Source organism: Azospirillum thiophilum (assembly GCF_001305595.1).
GTDB lineage: Bacteria > Pseudomonadota > Alphaproteobacteria > Azospirillales > Azospirillaceae > Azospirillum > Azospirillum thiophilum.
In genome coordinates, this window is sequence record NZ_CP012402.1 from 367,795 (window position 1) to 388,177 (window position 20,383).

Here is a 20,383-nt window from a genome sequence, read left to right on the forward strand (position 1 = left end):
AACCCACTGGCGCGGGCCGCGCGAAGGGCGTCATAGTGTCGCTGTCGTTCACAGCACGGAGGGGGCTGCCCATCGCCCGGAGCGGTCCGCCATACCCATGGGTTTTATGGAAGACTTCATCAAGAAGAACCGAATCACCGAAGTCGAATGCCTTGTGCCCGACATGTCGGGCATTGCGCGGGGCAAGATCGTCCCCGCCGAAAAATTCCTCCGCATCCTGCGCGACCGCGGCCTGCGCCTGCCCGAGGCGATCTTCGTCCAGACCGTGACCGGCGAGTTCCCCGACGACGAGGACATCACGTCGGACGAGAATTCCGACATCTACATGATCCCGGACGAGCGCACGATCCGCTTCGTGCCCTGGTACAACGAGCCGACGGCGCAGGTCATCACCGACTGCGTCTATGCCGACGGCCGGCCGGTCGACGTCTCGCCCCGCCATGTCCTGAAGCGCGTGCTGGCGCTGTACGAGGAGCGCGGCTGGAAGCCGATGGTGGCGCCGGAACTGGAATTCTTCCTGGTCCAGGTCAACAAGGATCCCGACTATCCCCTGGTTCCGCCGGTCGGGCGCAACGGCCGGATGGAAAGCGGCCGGCAGGCCTTCGGCATCGATGCCGTCAACGAGTTCGACCCGATCTTCGAGGCGGTCTATGATTTCTGCGAGAAGCAGGACATCGACATCGACACCCTGACCCACGAGGCCGGCGCCGCGCAGATCGAGATCAACTTCAACCACGGCGACGCGCTGGAACTGGCCGACCAGGCCTTCCTGTTCAAGCGCACGGCGCGCGAGGCGGCGATCCGCCACCAGATCTATGCCACCTTCATGGCCAAGCCGATGCAGGGCGAACCCGGCAGCGCCATGCATGTCCACCAGTCGGTGGTCGATGTCGCCACCGGTCGCAACCTGTTCTCCAACCCCGACGGCACCGACAGCGACCTGTTCATGTCGCACATCGCCGGGCTGCAGAAATACCTGCCCTATGCCATGCCGCTGCTGGCGCCCAACGTCAACAGCTACCGCCGGCTGGTTCCCAACTCCGATGCGCCGATCAACGTGCATTGGGGCCGCGACAACCGCACCACCGGCCTGCGCGTGCCGGTGTCGCAGCCCGACGCCCGCCGGGTGGAGAACCGGGTCGCCGGGGCGGACGCGAACCCCTATCTCGCCATCGCCGCGTCGCTCGCCTGCGGCTATATCGGCATGACCCAGGGGCTGGAACCGAACGACCCGATCAAGGGCTCCGCCTATCGCCTCGCCTTCACCCTGCCGCGCCACCAGTCGGAGGCGCTGACCAAGTTCAACGCCTGCAAGCCCTTGAAGGAAATCCTCGGCGAACGCTTCATCGACGCCGTCACCTGCGTGAAGCAGACGGAGTACGAGGCCTACAACCGGGTCATCAGCTCCTGGGAACGGGAAAACCTGCTGCTGAACGTCTGATCCCGGCGGCTTCCACCGAGGGGCGGCCCGTGGGGAGACCCGCGGGCCGCCCTTTTACGTTTCCGGTCCCCGGCTCCTGCACGCGTCCGGTGCCGGGCCACCTGCCGGCCGTTTAGCGCTTCGCACCGGCCGACGCCCCGTTTGCCGGCTTTCCTGCCGATGCACCTCGATCGGGCGGAACGGCTGCGCTGGCCGTGACGGTATCCGCCGATCGCCCTACCCATACGGGTGCGCCCGCCCAGGCCGTCCGATGGGCCGGTGCCGCATCCATCCCCATCCGCGCCGCCCCTTCGTTGGCGCCAAGCATAAAAACGCAAGATCTCCGCTAACACCATTATGACCGCCGGCGTACCGGAATCGAAGACGGTCCAAGTAAAATTACAGTGTATTTTCCAAACATATTCGAAGATGGCAAAAGGCGGCCCGGTCCGGGGGTCGGGTTTCGCGCGCGCTCTATTTGTTATCTCCTTTGAAAATGGTCAAGACGACGGATCGTCTTTTCCTGGGCCATGGCGGTTCACGGCGGCAGCCGCCGCGGTGTGCCTCCGACCGTCCTGCCGGACCCCGCGGCCGGCGGCAAAGCACCTTGTCAGACGCAACCGATGGATGGCCAAGCATGAGCATGCAACCTGCGATCCCGTCCCTTCGAACACGCCTGCACAGCGTCGGTCGGGTCCAGCGCAGCGTCGTCGCCGCATTGATGTTCATCGTGCTGACCACCGGCCTGCTGGGGCTGGTCCTGCATCGCGGCGGCCATGCCAGCAACCTGACCGACATCCAGAATCTGGTCGTGCTGGAGAATCCCGACCTGATCCCGGTCGATTCCTGGGATCCGATGATCGCGGCGCTGGATTGGCTGCACGAGCGCCCCGGCGAGAATGTCTATGACGGGGTCTTCTTCAAGCAGCACGTCAAGTTCCAGTATCCGGTGACCTCGCTGTTGCCGCTGGAGGCGATGAAGGCGCTGGGGGTGCTGGACCTCCACGCCTTCTCGCGGATCAACCTGCTGCTCGTGCTGGCGACGGCGGCCGGCATGGCGATCCTGGTGCTGGAGATGGCGGCCTGGCTGCGGCTGCCCGGTGCCCGCGACGACCGGACGACCCAACTGCTGCTGGGCGGCTTCGGCTTCGCCGCGACCTTGTGCTTCTACCCGGTGCTGAAGGCCTTCTCGCTGGGGCAGGTCCAGGTCTGGCTGAACGCCGCCTTCGTCTTCGCCTGCATCGCGCTGCTGCGCGACCGGCGGATGCTGTGCGGCGCGCTCCTGGGCGCGTCCTCCCTGATGAAGCCGCAGATGTCGCTGTTCCTGGCCTGGGCGCTGGTGCGCGGCGACTGGCGGATGGCGACGGGCTGGGCCGCCGTCGTGGTGCCGGGTGTGGCGCTGGCGACGCTGCTCTACGGCTTCGCGCCGATGGTCGACTATCTCGACGTGCTGCTGTTCATCGGCCGGCATGGCGAGAGCTATCATGTCAACCAGACCGTCAACGGGCTGGTCAACCGGTTGCTGCACAACGGCAACAACCTCGACTGGTCGGCGGACTCCTTCGCCCCCTACCATCCGGCGGTCCATCTCGCGACCCAGATCTCCGGCCTCGCCTTCGTCGCTTTCGGCCTGTTGTGGCGGCGCCGTGACCGCGGGGCGGAACGGATCGTCGCCTTCACCGTCGCCGGCGTCTGCTTCACCGTCGGCTCGCCGGTCGCCTGGGTTCATCATTTCGGCATCCTGCTGCCGGCCTTCGCGCTGGCCTTCCTGATCCTGATGGAGCCGGGGGCGCGGCGTTCGGCGCCCGCGCCCGCCCTGCTGGCCGCCGTGTTGGCGGTCGCCTATTTCCTCGCCGGCAACCTGCTGTTCCAGCCGGTCAACGCGCTCGCCGACACACCGTTGAACGTCCTGCAATCCTACCTGTTCATCGCCACGCTGATGCTGCTGGCGCTGCTGCACCGTCTGGCTGGCTGGCACGACCGCGCGGCCCTGGCGCCGTGGAGCGGGACCGAGGCCGGCGCCGCCGACCTCACTCCCTCCACCCTCACCGCCACCACGCTCACCCCTGCCACCCTCGCCGCTCCCGCGGAGCCCACCGCCGCCGGGGAGCCGCCCTTGTTCGTCGACCTCGACGGCACGCTGCTGAAGACCGACCTGCTGTACGAATCGCTGTTCGGCCTGATCAAGGCGCAGCCCTGGGCGGCGCTGCTGGTCCCGCTCTGGCTGGCCGGGGGCAAGGCGCGGCTGAAGGCCGAGCTGGCCCGGCGGGTGGAGATCGACCCGGCCTCCCTGGTCTACAACCCCGCCGTCCTGGAACGGCTGGAGGCGGAGCGCAGCCGGGGCCGCCGGCTGGTGCTGGCCACCGCCGCGCACCATCGCTACGCCGATGCCATCGCCCGGCATCTCGGCCTGTTCGACCAGGTGCTGGCCAGCAACGACGGCGTCAACCTGAAGGCCGGGCGCAAGTGCGAGGCCATCCGGGCGCAGGTGCCGTCGGGCGTCTTCGACTACATGGGCAACGACGAGGCCGATTTCGCGATCTGGCGCGCCGCCCGCCGCGGCGTGGCGGTGAACGCCTCGTCCGCCGTGATCCGCCATGCCGCGACGCTCTGCCCGCTGGAGACCATCGTCACGCCGGGCCGGCCGCGCCTGCTGCTGATCCTGCGGGCGCTGCGCCTGCACCAGTGGCTGAAGAACCTGCTGGTCTTCGTGCCGCTGCTGGCCGGCAACAAGCTGGGCGAGGTCGGGCCGACCCTGCAGGCGGCGGCGGCCTTCCTCGCCTTCGGCCTGTGCGCGTCGAGCATCTATGTGCTGAACGACCTGCTCGACCTGCCGGCCGACCGCCGCCACCCGCGCAAGTGCCGCCGGCCCTTCGCCTCGGGGGAACTGCCGCTCGATCTCGGCCTGTGGCTGATCCCGGGGCTGCTGCTGGCGAGCGTCGCCGTCGCGGTGCTGGCCCTGCCGCCGCTGTTCCTGGCGGCGCTGGCGGCTTATGCCGGCTCGTCGCTGTTCTACAACCTGTTCGCCAAGAACCGGGTCATCTGGGACGTGATGCTGCTGGCCGGGCTCTATTCGCTGCGCGTGCTGGGCGGCGCCACCGCGACGGCCATCGTCCCGTCCTTCTGGCTGCTGGCCTTCTCGATGTTCCTGTTCCTCAGCCTGGCGATGGTGAAGCGCTATTCCGAGATGGACAGCATGGTGAAGCTCGGGCTGGGGCAGGCGGAGGGCCGCGGTTACCTCACCGCCGACATGCCGGTGCTGCAATCCATCGGCGTGTCCGCCGGCTTCCTGTCGGTGCTGGTGATGGCGCTCTACATCAACAGCCCGGAGGTCGGCCGCGTCTATGGCCGGCCCGAGGCGCTGTGGATCGTCTGCCCGCTGCTGCTCTTCTGGATCGGGCGGGTGTGGCTGCAGACCCACCGCGGGCTGATGCATGACGACCCGGTGGTCTTCGCCGCCCGCGACAAGTGGAGCATCGCCATCGGCCTGGTCTGTGCCGTCGCGCTCGCCCTCGGCCGGGCCTGAGCCCGACAGCCGTTCCTTCCCCCTTCATCCCGCCCCCTTCATTCCGGAGTCCCCATGCCCATCGGCATCGTCGGATTGATCCTGCTGAGCGTCACCCTGTCGGCCCTGGCGCAGATTTCCCTGAAGATCGGCATGTCCAGCCCCCAGGTCTCGACCGCGCTGGCGGCCGGGGAGGCGGGGCGCATCGCCCTGTCGGTGGTCGCCACGCCGCATATCCTGACCGGGCTCGCCTGCTATGGGCTGGGGATGGTGGTGTGGCTGGCGGTGCTGGCCAAGGTCGACGTCACCATGGCCTATCCTTTCGTCGGGCTGGGCTTCCTGGTCACGCTGGCGCTCGGCGTGCTGCTGTTGGGCGAGACCCTGACGCCGGTCCGGCTGGTCGGCACGCTGCTGGTGGTTCTGGGTGTGGTGCTGACCGCACAGAGTTGACAGGATAAAATCCCGCTCCCGCACCCCGTATCCCTGAATATGACGGCGCCGTGACAATAGTCGCGGCGCCTTCTTTTTTGCAGTGCGTCAATATTATCGGCACACGACTGGCTGTATTTGAGTGAATACCATGATATGGCAACGTTCTGTGCCGTCGAATCTTTCAAATTCAAAATGGAATGTCATGATTCGGGCATTGACCGGAAATGTTCGGTGGGTATAACTGACAGCATATTCGCGAGCAAAAATACTACATGACACAATTTTTAGCGACAGGCAGCCCGGCTGCCGGCCGGTGGGCCGTCATCCGGGAAAAGGATTTCCTTTGCCGGCCGCGACGTCTCCCGTGCGGGCTTTTGCGTCCGCGCGGTCGCGGTCGGCCGCCGTCCTCATCACCACCCGCATCCCCCAATGTCGATCCCACACTGCCGAGGAGTCGTCCGCCGATGAGCACCGAGCCCCAGAACAAGACGTCCGTCCGCCCCTATGGTCCGGCCATTGTCGAGGCCATTTCGACCGGCGATCTCGCGAAGATGAAGGAGGTCGCCGCGGCGGCCGAAGAGCATCTGGCCCAGTACGGCGACGTCGGGCGGCTGCTGCAGCATCTGAAGATCGAGATCGCCAAGGCCGAAGCCTCCGCCTGAGGCCGGCCATACCGGTTCCGCACTCCGTTCCCAACCCGCGTTCCACCGACAGGAGACTTGAAAGATGTCCGAACTGGCCCGCTTCCCGCATTATCCGATGTACATGGCCACCATCACCGACGCGATCGCCAAGGGCGATCTCGCCCAGATGAAGACCCTCCAGTCCCAGGCCGAAGAGGTTCTGACCGCCTATGGCGACATCCCGACCGCGCTGCAGCTGCTGAAGGTCGAGATCGCCAAGGCCGAAGCCGCCGCCGGCTGATCCGACATGTGCCCGCTCCGCCGGACTCCGTTCCGGCGGGGCGGCGCGTCCTCCACCCGCCGATGCTGATTTCGCAGCCCGCATATTTCGCTGACTGCAGACCGCAGACCGCAGCCCGCAGACCCAAGGATCCCGGCATCATGGACCAGACGATTCCCGGCCTCGTTCCCGCCCGCTCGCCGTCCGAAGAGCTGCCGCAGGACCATGTCCCGGCACGCTTCTGCGACGCGGAGGATTACCGCCGGCTGGTTCCCGTCCATGTGGTGTGGGAGATCACGCTTGCCTGCAACCTGAAATGCCAGCATTGCGGCTCGCGCGCCGGCCGCCCCCGCCCGGACGAGCTGGACACCGGGGAGGCGCTGGACCTCGTCGACCGGCTGGCGGCGCTGGGCACCCGCGAGATTTCGCTGATCGGCGGCGAGGCTTATCTGCGCCGGGACTGGCTTGAGATCGTCCGGCGCTGCCGCAGCCACGGCATGCGCACCTCGATGCAGACCGGCGCGCGCAACCTGACCGACGCCCGCATCGATGCCGCGGCGGAGGCCGGGCTGCAGGCCATCGGCGTGTCCATCGACGGCATGCCCGAGCTGCACGACCGCGTCCGCGGCGTTCCGGGATCCTACGAGCAGGCCATCGGCGCCCTGCGCCGGGCCAAGGCGCGCGGTCTGGCGGTGTCTGCCAACACCCAGATCGGCCCGGAAACCCCGGACCATCTGCCGGCGATCATGGATGCCATCATCGAGGCGGGGGCGACCCACTGGCAGATCCAGTTCACCGTCGCCATGGGCAATGCGGTGGACAATCCCGACCTGATCCTCCAGCCCCACCGGCTGATCGAGGTGATGCCGCTGCTGGCCCGGCTCTACCGCGAGGGTCTGGACCGCGGGCTGCTGCTGGTGATGGGCAACAATGTCGGCTATTACGGCCCGTACGAGCGGCTGTGGCGCGGCTTCGGCGACGAATCGCAGCATTGGAGCGGCTGTTCGGCCGGCCAGACCGGCATCGGCATCGAGGCCGACGGCACGATCAAGGGCTGCCCGTCGCTGGCGACCTCGCTCTATGCCTCCGGCAACATCCGCGACATGACGCTGGAGGACATCTGGCGCCTGTCCGACCGCATGGCCTTCGCCCGCACCCGCTCGGTCGACGAGCTGTGGGGCTATTGCCGGACCTGCTATTATGCCGACGCCTGCCGGGCCGGCTGCACCTGGACCTCCGAATCGCTGCTGGGCAAGCGCGGCAACAATCCCTACTGCCATTACCGGGTGCTCGACCTTGCCAAGCACGGCCTGCGCGAGCGGGTGGTGAAGATCAAGGACGCCCCGAAGGAGGCCTTCGCCATCGGCGAATTCGCCCTGATCACCGAGCCGATTCCCGGCGCGGATTCGCCCGGCCTGCCCGAGCGCGACCCGGCCAAGGTGCATCGCCACAGTTGCGAGCGGTCGGCGGAAGGCGGCGTGGTGCCGCCCAGCCTGACGCTCTGCCGCTCCTGCAACCAGTATATCTGGCCGCACGAGACCGACTGCCCCCATTGCGGCGCCGACGTTGCGGCGGCGGCGGCCCGCCACGACATCGACAGTGCCCGCCGCCGTGCCCTGATCCGCGAGACCCAGCGCCTGCTGGACGAAGCCAGGGCAGCGAAGGCGGCGGCCAAGGAAGCTGTCAAGGAAGCGTCCACGGTGGCCGGGGCCGTATCGCCGTCCTGACCGTTGCGCCCGGCCTGTCCCATGGCGACTTTCGCCATTCCCGCCAAGGCGCTGGGGCCGAAGCGAATCTGCGCCCCCGACCGGACCCAGACCGTTGACAACGCGCCCGGGCGTGGGTGCAATAGCGCCCGCGCTCAGGGTTCGCCGTGGGGATGAAGCGGCACCCGCAACAGAAACGAACAGGTCGGGGCAAACCATGAAAAAACTCGCTCTCAGCCTCATCGGCGCGGTCGCGGCGGTCGCCATCGCCGGGCCGGCGCTGGCCCAGTCCAAGAAGCCGGTCAACATCTACATCTGGAACGATTATCTGGGTGAAACGACCCTCGCCGACTTCACCAAGGCCACGGGCGCTGAGACGAGGGTCGACCTGTATGACAGTCTGGAGTTGCTGGAGCAGAAGGTGCTCGTCGGCAAGTCGGGCTACGACGTCATCGTCCCGACCGCCGAGCCGACGCTGTCGCGCCTGATCCAGGCCAAGGTGGTGGGGCCGCTCGACAAGTCGAAGATCCCCAACTACAAGAACATCGACCCCAAGGTCCTGAAGCTGCTGGAAAATTCCGATCCCGGCAACAAGTTCTCCGTGCCCTATCTCGGCGGCACCGTCGGCATCGCCATCATCCCGGAAAAGATCAGGGCGGTCGCCCCCGACGTGGCGCTCGACAGCTGGGACCTGATCTTCAAGCCCGACGTGGCGAAGAAGGTCGCGGCCTGCGGCATCACCGTGATGGATTCGGCCATCGACGTCATCCCGTCGGTGCTGAACTATCTCGGCCTCGACCCGAACTCCGAGAAGAAGGAGGATCTGGAGAAGGTCGAAAAGACGCTGATGGCGGTCCGCCCCTACATCAAGCGGTTCGTGACCGGCGAGAACATCAACATCCTGGCCGGCGGCGACGCCTGCGTCGTGATGGCCTACAACGGCGACGCCATCCAGGGCGCCGCCCGCGCCGAGGAAGCCAAGAGCGCCAAGGTCGAATACGTCACCCCCAAGGAGGGCGTCCAGGTCTGGTGGGACACGCTGGCGGTGCCGGCCGACGCGCCCAACAAGGACGGGGCGTACCAGTTCATCAATTTCGTGCTCGACCCGGCCAACATGGCCAACATCTCCAACAAGGTCAGCTACGCCAACGCCGTGCCGGGCTCGCTGCCGATGGTCGCCGACGACATCAAGTCGAACCCCGGCATCTTCCTGCCGGCCGACAGCACGCTGAAGCTGTTCTCGCTGAAGCAGATCAAGCAGGCCACCGACCGCGCCCGCACCCGTGTGTGGACCAAGGTCAAGACCGGCAAGTAAGCCGATCCCGTGAGGCGCCCGCCAGCGCGCCGACCCGCCCCGGCCGATCCCCAGCGATGGGGAACGGCCGGGGCGTCGTCATGAAAGAGGATACCGGATGGCCGGTCAGCAGATTCGCAAGCCCACCCGCCTGGAACCATGGCAGGACGCGGGCCAGACCCCTTATGTCCGTATCGAGAAGGTGACCAAGACCTTCGGCGACTTCGTCGCGGTGGACGAGGTCAGCCTGTCGATCTACCGCAACGAGTTCTTCGCGCTGCTGGGCGGCTCGGGCTCGGGCAAGACGACGCTGCTGCGCATGCTGGCGGGCTTCGAACAGCCGACCGAGGGCAGGATCTACATCGACGGCGTCGACATGGCCGGCATTCCGCCCTATGAGCGGCCGGTCAACATGATGTTCCAGTCCTACGCCCTGTTCCCGCACATGACGGTGGAGCAGAACGTCGCCTTCGGCCTCAAGCAGGACGGGGTTGCCAAGGCCGAGATCCGCGACCGCGTGGCGGAGATGCTGGGGATGGTCCAGCTGTCGGCCTTCGGCAAGCGCCGCCCGCACCAGCTGTCCGGCGGCCAGCGCCAGCGCGTCGCGCTCGCCCGTTCGCTGGTCAAGCGGCCGAAGCTGCTGCTGCTGGACGAGCCGTTGGGCGCGCTCGACAAGAAGCTGCGCGAACGCACCCAGTTCGAGCTGGTGAACATCCAGGAAAAGCTCGGCGTCACCTTCATCGTCGTCACCCACGACCAGGAGGAGGCGATGACCATGTCCTCGCGCATCGCCGTGATGAACCATGGCGTCATCGCGCAGGTGGGCACGCCGACCGAGATCTACGAATATCCGCACAACCGTTTCGTCGCCGAATTCATCGGCTCGATCAACATGTTCGACGGCCGCGTGGTCTCGACGGACGGTGATCAGGTTCTGGTCGCCTCGGAGGAGGCCGGCTGCGAGCTGCTGATCTCCCATGCCACCCCGGCCCCGGCCGGGTCGCCCGTCTCGGTCGCCATCCGGCCGGAGAAGATCGCCCTGTCCAAGGAGCCGGCGGAGGCCGGAGACGGCCGCAACAGCACCACCGGCATCGTGCGCGAGATCGCCTATCTCGGCGACGTGTCGATCTATCTGGTGGAGTTGCCGACCGGCAAGACGGTGCGCGTCACCGCCCCCAACGTCACCCGCCGGACCGAGATGCCGATCACCTGGGAGGACGAGGTCAGCTTGAGCTGGCGGCCCTTCGCCGGCGTGGTGCTGACCCAATGAACGCGGTCGTCTCCATCCTGGTTTCCGGGCTCAGCCGGATCGGGCTGTGGGGCCGCGGCGTGGTCGTCGCCATCCCCTATCTGTGGCTGCTGCTGTTCTTCCTGGTGCCTTTCCTGATCGTCTTCGGCATCAGCTTCTCCGAATCGATCATCGCCCAGCCGCCCTATTCGTCGCTGGTCGACTGGCTGACCGACGAGGACGCCGGCACATCGAAGCTGCAGATCCTGCTGAACATCGGCAATTACTTCCGGCTGGGCGGCGACGACCTCTATATCCTCGCCTACCTGAACTCGCTGCGGATCGCGGCGGTCACCACGCTGCTGTGCCTGGCGATCGGCTATCCCATGGCCTACGCCATCGCCAGGGCCGACCCGGCGCGGCGCGGGCCGCTGATGATGCTGGTGATCCTGCCCTTCTGGACCAGCTTCCTGATCCGCATCTATGCCTGGATCGGCATCCTCAAGGGCAACGGCGTCATCAGCAACCTGCTGGAATGGACCGGCATCACCAGCGGCCCGGTGGAGATCCTCTATTCCGACTGGGCGGTCTATATCGGCATGACCTACTGCTACCTGCCCTTCATGGTGCTGCCGCTCTACTCCACGCTGGAGAAGATGGATCCCAGCCTGCTGGAGGCGGCGGCCGACCTCGGCTCGCGGCCCTTCAAGTCCTTCCTGGCGATCACGCTGCCGCTGTCGCTGCCCGGCATCGTCGCCGGCTCGCTGCTGGTCTTCATCCCGGCGGTCGGCGAGTTCGTGACGCCGGAACTGCTGGGCGGCCCCGACACGCTGATGATCGGCCGCGTGCTGTGGAACGAGTTCTTCGCCAACCGCGACTGGCCGGTCGCCTCGGCGGTCGCCATCGCGCTGCTGCTGGTGCTGGTGGTGCCGATCATGATCTTCCAGCATGTCCAGGGCAAACAGGCGGAGGCCGGCCGATGAGACGGATCGGGTTCCTGTCCTGGGCGCTGTGGTTCGGCTATGCCTTCCTCTACGTCCCGATCGCCCTGCTGATCGTCTACAGCTTCAACGAGTCGCGTCTGGTGACGGTGTGGAGCGGCTTTTCGACCAAATGGTACGGCGAGCTGATCCACAACGACACCCTGCTCGACGCGGCGCTGCTGTCCTTCCGGGTGGCAGCGGTGTCGGCGACGCTGTCGGTGGTGCTCGGCACCTGCGCCGGGCTGGCGCTGACGCGCTTCGGCCGGTTCCGCGGGCGCACCCTGTTCGGCGGCATGATCACCGCGCCGCTGGTCATGCCCGAGGTCATCACCGGCCTGTCGCTGCTGCTGCTGTTCGTGGCGATGGAACAATGGCTGGGCTGGCCCGACGGGCGCGGCGTCACCACCATCACCATCGCCCACACCACCTTCACCATGTCCTATGTCGCAGTGGTCATCCAATCCAGGCTGGCCGGCATGGACGGCAGCCTGGAGGAGGCGGCGATGGATCTGGGCGCCCGTCCGGCCAAGGTCTTCTTCGTCATCACCCTGCCGCTGATCGCCCCGGCGCTGGTCGCCGGCTGGCTGCTGGCCTTCACCCTGTCGCTGGACGACGTGGTGGTCGCCAGCTTCGTCTCCGGTCCCGGATCGACGACGCTGCCGATGGTGATCTTCTCCAGCGTGAAGTTCGGCATCAGCCCGCAGATCAACGCGTTGGCGACCCTGATGGTGCTGGTGGTGGCGACCGGCATCTTCGTCGCCAGCCTCGTCATTGCAAGGCAGGAGCGCCAGCGCAAACGCGACGAGCAGATGGCGATCCAGAACGGTTGAACCACCGCTTATCGGCCGGCTTATCGGCCGGCTTTTAGGCACTGTGCGGTCCGGTCCGCAGACCTGTCAATCCGCGCGCGGCAGACCCGTGCCGCCGCGGATGGCAATTGCCCGTTTCTTTTGCTATATTGGTCTCATCGTCAACAGCGAAAGAGGCCGTGCCATGCGCGCGCTCCTGTGGTTCCCCTTGTTGAGGCTTGGATTTTTCAGCCCCGTTTCCAGTGCTTATTCGACCACCCGTACGGTCACTGCCCGCCGCGCCCTGCGCCCGCCGTCCGGCCGCTGAGCCGGGTCGCCACCGGCCTGACACCGGGCTGCTTCCGCCGGCTTCCTGTTCCGGCGGATCGACGCGGCCCCTCCCGCGCCTGCCGTCCGCGTCCTTTTTTAAAAATCCCGCCGCCATAGTTCCTCTGCCATAAGGCCAAGTGCCCGCTGTGGTGGTCGCGATTGCCAAACGCGCGCTCCCGTGGTTAGGGTTGGGCGGTATGGAAACTGTCACGATCACGCGTTGCACCGGCCGCTTCCATGGCCGCGCCCGCGACGGGGCAGGGAACGAAAAAGGGTAGAGGGATCGACGCATGACGACACCGAACGCCCCGACTCCGGCGGACCAGGGTTTCCGCATGCCCGGCGAATGGGCCCGCCACAGCGGTTGCTGGATGGCGTGGCCATGCCGGCCCGAGACTTGGCCGGAGGGTGGTTTCGACGCCGCGTGCGAGGCCTATGCCGAGGTCGCGCAGGCCATCTCCCGGTTCGAACCGGTGACGATGGTGTGCGACCCGGCGGACGTGGCGGAAGCGTCGCTGGCCTGCGGCGCCGGCATCCAGATCCTGCCCCTGCCGATCAGCGATTCCTGGATCAGGGACACCGGCCCCAGCTTCGTCACCAACGGTTCCGGCGGGCTGGCCGGCATCCATTGGGGCTTCAACGCCTGGGGCGGCAATTACGACGGCAGCGAGAAGGACCAGAAGGTCGGCCGCCTGATCCTCGACCATTTGAAGTTGTCCTGCTTCACCGCGCCGCTGGTGATGGAGGGCGGCTCCTTCCATGTCGACGGGGAAGGAACGCTGATCACCACCGAGCAGTGCCTCTTGAACCCGAACCGCAATCCCGGCCTGGGCCGCGACGAGATCGAACGGCAGCTCAAGGATCATCTCGGGATCGAAACGGTCATCTGGCTGGGCGAGGGCTATCAGGACGACGAGACCGACGGCCACATCGACGAGATCGCGCTGTTCGTGCGGCCGGGCGTGGTGATGGCGATCACCACCGACGATCCCGGCGATGCCAATTTCAAGGCGTTCCAGGACAATCTCGACCGGCTGAAGCGCGCCCGCGACGCCAGGGGCCGGGCGCTGGAGGTCATCCCGATCCAGCAGCCCGCCCGCCGCGACTTCAACGGCGTGCGCCTGACCCTGTCCTACACCAACCTCTACATCGCCAACGGCGGCATCGTCATGCCGGCCTTCGAGGATCCGGCTGACGACGAGGCCTTCCGCGTCGTCCGCAAGGCCTTCCCCGACCGCGAGGTGATGCAGATCGCGGCAATGGACATCGTCCGCGGCGGCGGCGGCATCCACTGCATTACACAACAGCAGCCGCTTGCTTGACGGCATGACGATTTCCGTCGCTCCGCCGCCTCGGCCGGCCGGTTTGGGAGGAGCGGAAAAGGGGTAGGGAACGGGGGACGTCCGCCGGTGTTCCTGTCGGGCATCCTCCTTACCGGAAAGCCCGACACCCATGGCCGAGGACACCGCCCGCCGGCTCCAGGCACGTCCCATCGCGGTGACGAAGGCGGCGCCGCCCGTCTCCATCCAGACGATCCTGCTGATCATCACCCTGATCGTGGTGACGCTGTATCTGGCGGCCGACATCCTGATGCCGATCGCGCTGGCGGTGCTGCTCAGCTTCGTGCTGACCCCCATCGTCAGCCGGTTGCAGCGCTGGCGGCTCGGCCGGATCCCGTCGGTGCTGGCGGTGGTGGTTCTGCTGTTCGTGGCGGTCATCGGCTTCGGCGCGGTGGTGGGCAGCCAGCTCGGCGATCTGGCCGACAATCTGCCGACCTACCAGCGCAACATCCACACCAAGATCGAGGCGCTGCGCACCGCCACCGCCTCGACCGGCGACCGCGGCGCATTGAAACAGGCGACCGACGCCTTCCGCGACCTGCAGCAGGAGCTGGAGCGCGCCGCCGGCGCCGAACCGCCCGCATCCGCCCCGACATCGGCTGGCGCCGCCCCCGGCGCCACCCCTTCCAACGCGCCGCGGAACGCCGGCCCGAACGCCCCGGCCCCACGGCGCGAGCCGGTTCCGGTGCGCCTCGACCAGTCCGACAGCGGCGTGTTCGACCTGATGGGCCGGGTGCTGGGTCCGGCGATGACGCCCATCGCCATGGCGGGCATGGTGCTGGTCTTCACCATCTTCATGCTGTTGCAGCGCGAGGATCTGCGCGACCGGATGATCCGGCTGGTCGGCTCGGGCGACCTCAGCCGGACGACCGAGGCGATGAACGATGCCGGCCAGCGGGTCAGCCGTTACCTGCTGATGCAGGTGGTGGTGAACGTCACCTACGGCTTTCCGATCGGGGTCGGCCTCTGGCTGCTGGGCGTGCCGAATCCGCTGCTGTGGGGCATGCTGGCGACGGTCCTGCGCTTCATCCCCTTCCTCGGGCCGGTGATCGCGTCGGCCTTTCCCATCCTGCTGTCCTTCGCGGTCGACAGCGGCTGGACCCTGCCGTTGCTGTGCATCGCCCTGTTCGTCGCGGTAGAGCTGTTCTCCAACAACGTGGTCGAGCCCTGGCTCTACGGCTCGGCGACCGGCCTGTCCTCGCTCGCCATCATCGTGGCGGCGGTGGTGTGGACGACGCTGTGGGGGCCGGTCGGCCTGCTGCTGGCGACGCCGCTGACGGTCTGTCTGGTGGTGCTCGGCCGCCATGTGCCGCAGCTGCATTTCCTGGAGGTGATGCTGGGCGACCGCCCCGTGCTGCCCGACGAGGCGAAGATCTACCAGCGCCTGCTCGCCCGCGATCCGGTCGAGGCGACGGAGATCGCGGAGGAACGGCTTGGCCGCTCCAGCCCGGTCGAGGTGGCGGACGGCCTGCTGCTGCCCGTCCTGTCGCTGGCCGAGCAGGACCGCCAGCGCGGCACGCTGAACCCGGACGGGCGGCAGGCGGTGGCCGAGGGGATGGCCGGCCTGCTGGACGAGCTGGCGGAAACCGCCGCCCCGGCGGAGGGGGCGCCGCGCATTCTCTGCGTCGGCGCCCGCAACAATCTGGACGAGGCGGCGGCCGGGTTGCTGGCCTATCTGCTGACCGGGCGCGGCCTGCGGGCCGACGTCATCCCGTGCGAGAAGGTGACGATCCGCGCCATCGCCAGCCTGGGCACCGGCGGCGTGGATGCGATCGTGCTGTCGTCGCTGAACCCGTCGGCGCTCGGCCATGCCCGCCGCCTGCTTCGTCGCCTGCGCCTGCATTTCGGCCCGCATGTGCCGATCCTGCTCTGCCTGTGGAGCGCCCATCCCGAGGCCGAGGTGCCGCAGCGCGCCAGCGCCGAGACCGATGCCAACCTCGTCGCCACCGGCATGGCCGGTGCGCTGGAGCAACTGGAGGAATTGGGCCTGACCGCCTCCGGTCCGGCGCTGCCTGCGCCCGGGGAGGCTTAACCTGGATGAAGGTTGCCGGGACGGGCGGGGGGCAGACTTGCAGGGGCGGATTGGGGGGAGTGGACTTGGACACCCCCCGGCGGAGTCAGGCGATGCGGCAACAAGGACGGAATGCGATCGGGATGAAGGGTGCGGCGGTGGGCATCGTCCTGGCGGCCCTGTCGCTGATCCCGGGTGGCTGCGCCGGCACCGCTCCTTCCTTTCCATTGGCGGCCTTCCCCTCGGCCGCCTTGCCCTCGCTGGCGCCGATGCTGGAGACGGTGCTGCCCGGCGTCGTCGGCATCACCGTGGACGGGCGGCTGTCGGATGACGAGATGGCGGTCCTGGCCGACCCCGGCCTCCGCCGCAGCCTCGGCCTGCCGCGGCGGGTGCGGCCGGAGGAGCGGGAGTTCCGGTCCTCCGGTTCCGGCGTGGTCGTCGATGCGGCCCGCGGCATCGTCGTCACCGCCGGCCATATCGTCCATGACGCCGAGCGCATCGGGATCGCCTTGAACGACGGCCGCCGGCTCGCCGCCCGTCTGGCGGCGGTCGATCCGGGCCGCGACGTCGCCGTGCTGCGGGTCGAGGCCGCCGGGCTGACAGCGGTGCCGGTCGGCGACTCCGACAGGCTGCGGGTGGGCGACTATGTGGTGGCTGTCGGGAATCCCTTCGGGCTGGCGCAGGCGGCGACGTTGGGCATCGTCAGCGCGATCGCACCGGCGGAAACGGCGGCGGAAGCGGGGGCCGGAAACGGGCCGGCGCAGAATGGCCCCGGCTGGCGGGCCGGCTACATCCAGACCGACGCCGCGATCAACCCCGGCAATTCCGGCGGGGCGCTGGTGGATGTCGCCGGGCGCCTGGTCGGCATCAACAGCGTCATCGTCGGGCCGGCCGGCACCAGCGTCGGCATCGGCTTCGCGATTCCGGTCCGTACCGTGATGGAGGTCGCCGGCCCGTTGTCCGGTCCGGCGCTTAACCCAGATTAACGCGGCCGGCCGGTCTTCGCGCGACAGTGCGCGCACCGGAGTTCATCGCCCCGGCCGCCCGGATCGCCGGTCCGGCCGGGGCGGACCGATGGAGGACATCATGGCCGATACCATCATGACCGATCAGAAGAAACCGGACGTCCAGTCCGCCGCGCCGCCCACCGCACCGTCCGCCCTGCCCACACCCGCCCCCACGCAGGACGCGGCCAAGGCATTGGCCGAGCGCAACCGCCATCCCTTCCTGGCCTTGCGCGGCGAATTCGACCGCCTGTTCGACGAGGCGTCGTCGATGTTCCGGCAGCCCTGGGCGCTCTGGAGCCGCCGTCCCGCCTTCGATCTGGAACCGCTGCTGCGCAGCGAAGACCGCATGGACGCCATCCTTCCCGCCACCCAGGTCGACGAGACCGAGGCGGAGTACCGCGTGACCCTGGAGATGCCGGGCATGGAGGAGAAGGACGTCGAGGTCGCCCTGCAGGACGACATCCTGACCATCCGCGCCGAGAAGAAGGAGGAAAAGGAGGAGAAGGACAAGAACCGCTACGTCTCCGAACGCCGTTACGGCATGTGCGTGCGGTCCTTCCAGCTGCCGGCGACTGTCGATCCGGAGGCGATCGCCGCCAGCCTGAAGCACGGCGTCCTGACCGTGACCCTGCCGAAGACCGCGCCCGGCGTGCCGTCGAGCCGCAAGATCGCGATCACGCAGGGTTGAGGAGGGGGAGCATGGGCGCCGGCTCGCCGAAGCCGGCGCCCGTGGGAGTGGGCGCCGGGACGGGGAGCCGGATCCTCAGGCCGCCGTCGCCCACCGGTTGCGGCCGGCGCGCTTGGCGACATACAGCGCGTCGTCGGCCGCCTGGATGCAGGCATCCGTCGTCCCGCCCGGGCGATGGGCCGCGACGCCGAGGCTGAGCGTGATGGCGATGCCGTGCCCGCGATGGACGATCGGCTGGCGGGCGACGATGCCGCGCAGCTTCTCCGCCACCGTTTCCGCCTGGGTCCGGTCGGCGTCGGGCAGCAGGACCAGGAACTCCTCGCCGCCCCAGCGGGCGCACAGATCATGGCCGCGCAGGTTCCGGCGCAGCAGGCCGGCGATCTCCACCAGCACATGGTCGCCGGCGATGTGGCCGAAGGCGTCGTTGACCTGCTTGAAATGGTCGATGTCGAGCATGATCAGGGCGAAGCCGCCGCCGCTGCGCCCGATGCGGCACAGTTCCGCGTCCAGCCGTTCGATCATGTGGCGGCGGTTGGGCAGCTCGGTCAGCGGATCGGTCTGCGACGCGGCGTGCAGCGCGTGCGTCATCTGGCGGGTGTCGGTCTGGATGCGGTCGCTGATCTTGGCGATCTTGGTCAATTGTCGCATCAGCTTGAGATGGTCGGCGGCCAGGGCGCGGAATTCCTCCATCAGGGGATGGGAGGCGTACTCCCCGTTCTCCGACAGGCGCGCGATCCAGTCCTTGAGCTTCTGTTCCTGAAGCATCATCCCAACCGTCCCCCGCCGCAAGGCCCAGCGTCTGTTCAAACCCGCCGTCTTCGTCCCGTCCGTCGTCGCCTCTTCCGCCCGGTTCTCGTCCGTCCTCGTCTGGTCCGTCTGCGTCTGGTCCGTCACGGTGACGGCCCCTTCGCCGGGGGGACGGCCGCCACACGGCGAACCGTGGGCAGGCGGACGGTGAAGGCCGACCCCCGGCCGGGTTCGCTCGTCACCGCGATTCCGCCGCCGTGGGTGTCGACGATGGAACGGGCGAGGTGCAGCCCCAGCCCGGCCCCGGTCGTCCCGGCGGCGTTGGATGCGCGGAAATACTTGTCGAACAGCCGCGCCGCGTCGGCCGCATTGACGCCGATTCCCTCGTCGGCCACCTGGATCGTGACCTGCCCGTCGCCGACGGACAGCTCGAGGCGGACCGCCCCTCCCTTGGGGGAGTATTTCACCGCGTTTTCGAGCAGGTTGGAAAAGACGACGGACAAAAGGTCGCGGTCGCCGGGGATCGGCACCGGCCGGTCGAAGCCCAGCAGCATGAAGCGGTGGCCGGGGGACGATGCGCCGACCTCCGCCGCCATCGCGGTCAGCAGCGCGGTGAGGTCGAAGGACGATGGCCGCGCCGCCGCGGTGCCCAGCCGGTCGTCGGTCAGGCAGCGTTCTATCAGATGCGCCATCCGCTGGACGGCGTTGCGGATCTTGCCGAGCCGTGACATGACCGAGACCGGCAGCTTCGGTTCCAGCTCCAGCATCTGCGAGGCGCTGTCGATGATCGCCAGCGGCGTGCGGAACTCGTGGCTGACCATCAGCACGAACTGGCGCTGCTGGCGGGCCATGTCCTTGGTTTCGGTCTGCAGGCGGTCGCTGATCTTGGCGATCTTGCGGAACTGGCGCAGCAGCTTGCCATGCCGCTCCGCCAGCTTCTCGAATTCGGCCAGCAGGGGGTTGCCGGCATTGGCCGGGTCATCGGCCAGCCGTTGAAGCCACTGAGAAAGCTCCTGTTCCTGCGAGCGCATCGTCATCTCGGGTGCTCAGGGCGCCATGTCAATGCGCCAGGATTTCGAAGGGCAGGGACACGTCTTCCGCGAACTCCTCCGCCATGTCGAGCGCACGGTCGTTGTCGCTGTCATAGTGCCAGCGGACCGACACCGTCCGCCCCTGCTGGTGGGCGCCGTCCAGCATCTCCAGCACGTCGATCATGCATTTGATGCTGCTGGTGTTGAGGTAACTGAGCCCGATGTCCAGCACCACCGCCGGCGCCGGTTCCTTCAGGTAATCCTCCAGCCAGACGAACACCGGCGCATAGAAGTCGAAGGAGTTCTCCGGGTAGGATTCCCCCTCGATGCGCAGAAGCCCGACCGCCGGATCGAAATCGATCAGGGGTGAGCAGGAGGTTGCCTCGATCCGAAAACTGTCCATTATGAGTGTTCCGTGATTTCTTATAGCTGGACTTCAAGGCTGAAGAAGAAATAGCGCTCGTCCACCGCGCGCAGGGAGTAGTCCAGCGGCCGGGTCGCCTTGCGCGCCATGTCGATCAATCCCAGCCCGGCGCCGCTGGCGCCCGCCTCGCGCGGCTTGCGCGACTGTTCCTTGTAGGCGGCCTTCAGCCCGGCCTTGTCGAGGCCGCGCAGCCTCTCCAGCATCGCCGACAGGCCCGGCACGTCGTCCGCCTCCACCAGGTTGCCGGAGCTGACGGCGTAATGGTCCCCGTCCTTGCCGATCACGACGATGCCGCTGTTGGCTGGGATCGGCCGGCCCAGCATGTCGCGCGACGCCGTGTAGTTGCGGACATTCTGCGCCTGTTCGACATAGACGGAGAAGACGTCCATGATCGCCGACTTCTCGATCCGCTCATTTTCCAGATGATTGCGGACCGCCTTGCCCAGTTCCTCGATCACGCTGTGGCTGAAGGGGCCGCTGAAACAGATCAGCAGCTTCTGCCGCGACAGCAGCTCCTGCAGGTTGAAGAGTTCGTTGCCTTTCATC

General features: G+C 67.6%; 18 protein-coding genes. 14 read left to right on the forward strand and 4 right to left on the reverse strand.

What is annotated here, in order from left to right; all coding sequences use genetic code 11:
* The first annotated feature begins 97 nt into the window (after positions 1 to 97).
* The 14 genes from AL072_RS15510 to AL072_RS15575 all read left to right on the forward strand — a co-directional run bounded on the left by AL072_RS15510 (position 98) and on the right by AL072_RS15575 (position 17,635).
* A complete protein-coding gene (locus AL072_RS15510; RefSeq protein ID WP_045586232.1) occupies positions 98 to 1,441 on the forward strand; it encodes a glutamine synthetase family protein in 1,344 nt (447 codons plus the stop codon).
* 616 nt (positions 1,442 to 2,057) lie between these two features.
* Positions 2,058 to 4,946 (forward strand): UbiA family prenyltransferase, encoded by a 2,889-nt coding sequence (locus AL072_RS35325; RefSeq protein WP_082109439.1) that lies wholly within the window; start codon positions 2,058 to 2,060, stop codon positions 4,944 to 4,946.
* A gap of 54 nt (positions 4,947 to 5,000) precedes the next feature.
* A complete protein-coding gene (locus AL072_RS15520; RefSeq protein ID WP_045586233.1) occupies positions 5,001 to 5,375 on the forward strand; it encodes an EamA family transporter in 375 nt (124 codons plus the stop codon).
* 446 nt (positions 5,376 to 5,821) lie between these two features.
* Positions 5,822 to 6,019 carry a DUF1843 domain-containing protein gene (locus AL072_RS15525; RefSeq protein ID WP_045586234.1) on the forward strand — a complete coding sequence of 66 codons (198 nt, stop codon included), beginning with the start codon at positions 5,822 to 5,824 and terminating at the stop codon, positions 6,017 to 6,019.
* A gap of 64 nt (positions 6,020 to 6,083) precedes the next feature.
* Positions 6,084 to 6,281, forward strand: a complete 198-nt coding sequence (locus AL072_RS15530; protein WP_045586235.1) for a DUF1843 domain-containing protein — start codon at positions 6,084 to 6,086, stop codon at positions 6,279 to 6,281.
* A gap of 140 nt (positions 6,282 to 6,421) precedes the next feature.
* Entirely contained in the window at positions 6,422 to 7,987 is a 1,566-nt protein-coding gene (locus tag AL072_RS15535) for a GDL motif peptide-associated radical SAM/SPASM maturase (protein ID WP_045586236.1), read from the forward strand.
* A gap of 196 nt (positions 7,988 to 8,183) precedes the next feature.
* Positions 8,184 to 9,281: an extracellular solute-binding protein gene (locus AL072_RS15540; RefSeq protein WP_045586237.1), complete on the forward strand. Its 1,098-nt coding sequence runs from the start codon at positions 8,184 to 8,186 to the stop codon at positions 9,279 to 9,281.
* A 97-nt stretch (positions 9,282 to 9,378) separates the two neighbouring features.
* Complete coding sequence (locus AL072_RS15545; RefSeq protein WP_045586238.1) at positions 9,379 to 10,530, forward strand: ABC transporter ATP-binding protein; 1,152 nt, start codon at positions 9,379 to 9,381, stop codon at positions 10,528 to 10,530.
* A complete protein-coding gene (locus tag AL072_RS15550; RefSeq protein ID WP_045586239.1) occupies positions 10,527 to 11,471 on the forward strand; it encodes an ABC transporter permease subunit in 945 nt (314 codons plus the stop codon). The genes AL072_RS15545 and AL072_RS15550 overlap by 4 nt, the downstream gene beginning before the upstream one ends.
* Positions 11,468 to 12,301 carry an ABC transporter permease subunit gene (locus AL072_RS15555; RefSeq protein ID WP_045586240.1) on the forward strand — a complete coding sequence of 278 codons (834 nt, stop codon included), beginning with the start codon at positions 11,468 to 11,470 and terminating at the stop codon, positions 12,299 to 12,301. Before AL072_RS15550 ends, AL072_RS15555 begins: the two co-directional genes overlap by 4 nt.
* A gap of 578 nt (positions 12,302 to 12,879) precedes the next feature.
* A complete protein-coding gene (locus AL072_RS15560; protein ID WP_045586241.1) occupies positions 12,880 to 13,911 on the forward strand; it encodes an agmatine deiminase family protein in 1,032 nt (343 codons plus the stop codon).
* A gap of 130 nt (positions 13,912 to 14,041) precedes the next feature.
* Positions 14,042 to 15,961 (forward strand): AI-2E family transporter, encoded by a 1,920-nt coding sequence (locus AL072_RS15565; RefSeq protein ID WP_045586242.1) that lies wholly within the window; start codon positions 14,042 to 14,044, stop codon positions 15,959 to 15,961.
* A 122-nt stretch (positions 15,962 to 16,083) separates the two neighbouring features.
* The gene (locus AL072_RS15570) at positions 16,084 to 16,926 is read left to right on the forward strand and encodes a trypsin-like peptidase domain-containing protein (RefSeq protein WP_052710495.1); all 843 of its coding nucleotides are present in this window, start codon (positions 16,084 to 16,086) and stop codon (positions 16,924 to 16,926) included.
* Between the two features lie 100 nt (positions 16,927 to 17,026).
* Positions 17,027 to 17,635, forward strand: a complete 609-nt coding sequence (locus AL072_RS15575) for an Hsp20/alpha crystallin family protein (protein WP_158511067.1) — start codon at positions 17,027 to 17,029, stop codon at positions 17,633 to 17,635.
* Positions 17,636 to 17,710: 75 nt separating this feature from the next.
* On the opposite strand, the gene AL072_RS15580 is transcribed toward AL072_RS15575, so the two are convergent.
* From AL072_RS15580 to AL072_RS15595, 4 genes are all read right to left on the reverse strand, one after another.
* Positions 17,711 to 18,403 carry a diguanylate cyclase gene (locus tag AL072_RS15580; protein ID WP_082109442.1) on the reverse strand — a complete coding sequence of 231 codons (693 nt, stop codon included), beginning with the start codon at positions 18,401 to 18,403 and terminating at the stop codon, positions 17,711 to 17,713.
* Positions 18,404 to 18,525: 122 nt separating this feature from the next.
* The gene (locus AL072_RS15585) at positions 18,526 to 19,419 is read right to left on the reverse strand and encodes a sensor histidine kinase (protein WP_045586243.1); all 894 of its coding nucleotides are present in this window, start codon (positions 19,417 to 19,419) and stop codon (positions 18,526 to 18,528) included.
* Positions 19,420 to 19,441: 22 nt separating this feature from the next.
* Positions 19,442 to 19,816, reverse strand: a complete 375-nt coding sequence (siaC, locus tag AL072_RS15590) for a biofilm regulation phosphoprotein SiaC (RefSeq protein WP_045586244.1) — start codon at positions 19,814 to 19,816, stop codon at positions 19,442 to 19,444.
* 20 nt (positions 19,817 to 19,836) lie between these two features.
* The gene (locus AL072_RS15595) at positions 19,837 to 20,382 is read right to left on the reverse strand and encodes a SiaB family protein kinase (RefSeq protein WP_045586245.1); all 546 of its coding nucleotides are present in this window, start codon (positions 20,380 to 20,382) and stop codon (positions 19,837 to 19,839) included.
* Position 20,383 lies beyond the last annotated feature (1 nt).

What these genes read in the sequence shown, in the direction of transcription:
- AL072_RS15510 (WP_045586232.1), top strand. Translation starts at nt 98, where the DNA reads ATGGGTTTTATGGAAGACTTCATCAAGAAGAACCGAATCACCGAAGTC.
- AL072_RS35325 (WP_082109439.1), top strand. Translation starts at nt 2,058, where the DNA reads ATGAGCATGCAACCTGCGATCCCGTCCCTTCGAACACGCCTGCACAGC.
- AL072_RS15520 (WP_045586233.1), top strand. Translation starts at nt 5,001, where the DNA reads ATGCCCATCGGCATCGTCGGATTGATCCTGCTGAGCGTCACCCTGTCG.
- AL072_RS15525 (WP_045586234.1), top strand. Translation starts at nt 5,822, where the DNA reads ATGAGCACCGAGCCCCAGAACAAGACGTCCGTCCGCCCCTATGGTCCG.
- AL072_RS15530 (WP_045586235.1), top strand. Translation starts at nt 6,084, where the DNA reads ATGTCCGAACTGGCCCGCTTCCCGCATTATCCGATGTACATGGCCACC.
- AL072_RS15535 (WP_045586236.1), top strand. Translation starts at nt 6,422, where the DNA reads ATGGACCAGACGATTCCCGGCCTCGTTCCCGCCCGCTCGCCGTCCGAA.
- AL072_RS15540 (WP_045586237.1), top strand. Translation starts at nt 8,184, where the DNA reads ATGAAAAAACTCGCTCTCAGCCTCATCGGCGCGGTCGCGGCGGTCGCC.
- AL072_RS15545 (WP_045586238.1), top strand. Translation starts at nt 9,379, where the DNA reads ATGGCCGGTCAGCAGATTCGCAAGCCCACCCGCCTGGAACCATGGCAG.
- AL072_RS15550 (WP_045586239.1), top strand. Translation starts at nt 10,527, where the DNA reads ATGAACGCGGTCGTCTCCATCCTGGTTTCCGGGCTCAGCCGGATCGGG.
- AL072_RS15555 (WP_045586240.1), top strand. Translation starts at nt 11,468, where the DNA reads ATGAGACGGATCGGGTTCCTGTCCTGGGCGCTGTGGTTCGGCTATGCC.
- AL072_RS15560 (WP_045586241.1), top strand. Translation starts at nt 12,880, where the DNA reads ATGACGACACCGAACGCCCCGACTCCGGCGGACCAGGGTTTCCGCATG.
- AL072_RS15565 (WP_045586242.1), top strand. Translation starts at nt 14,042, where the DNA reads ATGGCCGAGGACACCGCCCGCCGGCTCCAGGCACGTCCCATCGCGGTG.
- AL072_RS15570 (WP_052710495.1), top strand. Translation starts at nt 16,084, where the DNA reads ATGAAGGGTGCGGCGGTGGGCATCGTCCTGGCGGCCCTGTCGCTGATC.
- AL072_RS15575 (WP_158511067.1), top strand. Translation starts at nt 17,027, where the DNA reads ATGGCCGATACCATCATGACCGATCAGAAGAAACCGGACGTCCAGTCC.
- AL072_RS15580 (WP_082109442.1), bottom strand. Translation starts at nt 18,403, where the DNA reads ATGATGCTTCAGGAACAGAAGCTCAAGGACTGGATCGCGCGCCTGTCG.
- AL072_RS15585 (WP_045586243.1), bottom strand. Translation starts at nt 19,419, where the DNA reads ATGACGATGCGCTCGCAGGAACAGGAGCTTTCTCAGTGGCTTCAACGG.
- siaC (WP_045586244.1), bottom strand. Translation starts at nt 19,816, where the DNA reads ATGGACAGTTTTCGGATCGAGGCAACCTCCTGCTCACCCCTGATCGAT.
- AL072_RS15595 (WP_045586245.1), bottom strand. Translation starts at nt 20,382, where the DNA reads ATGAAAGGCAACGAACTCTTCAACCTGCAGGAGCTGCTGTCGCGGCAG.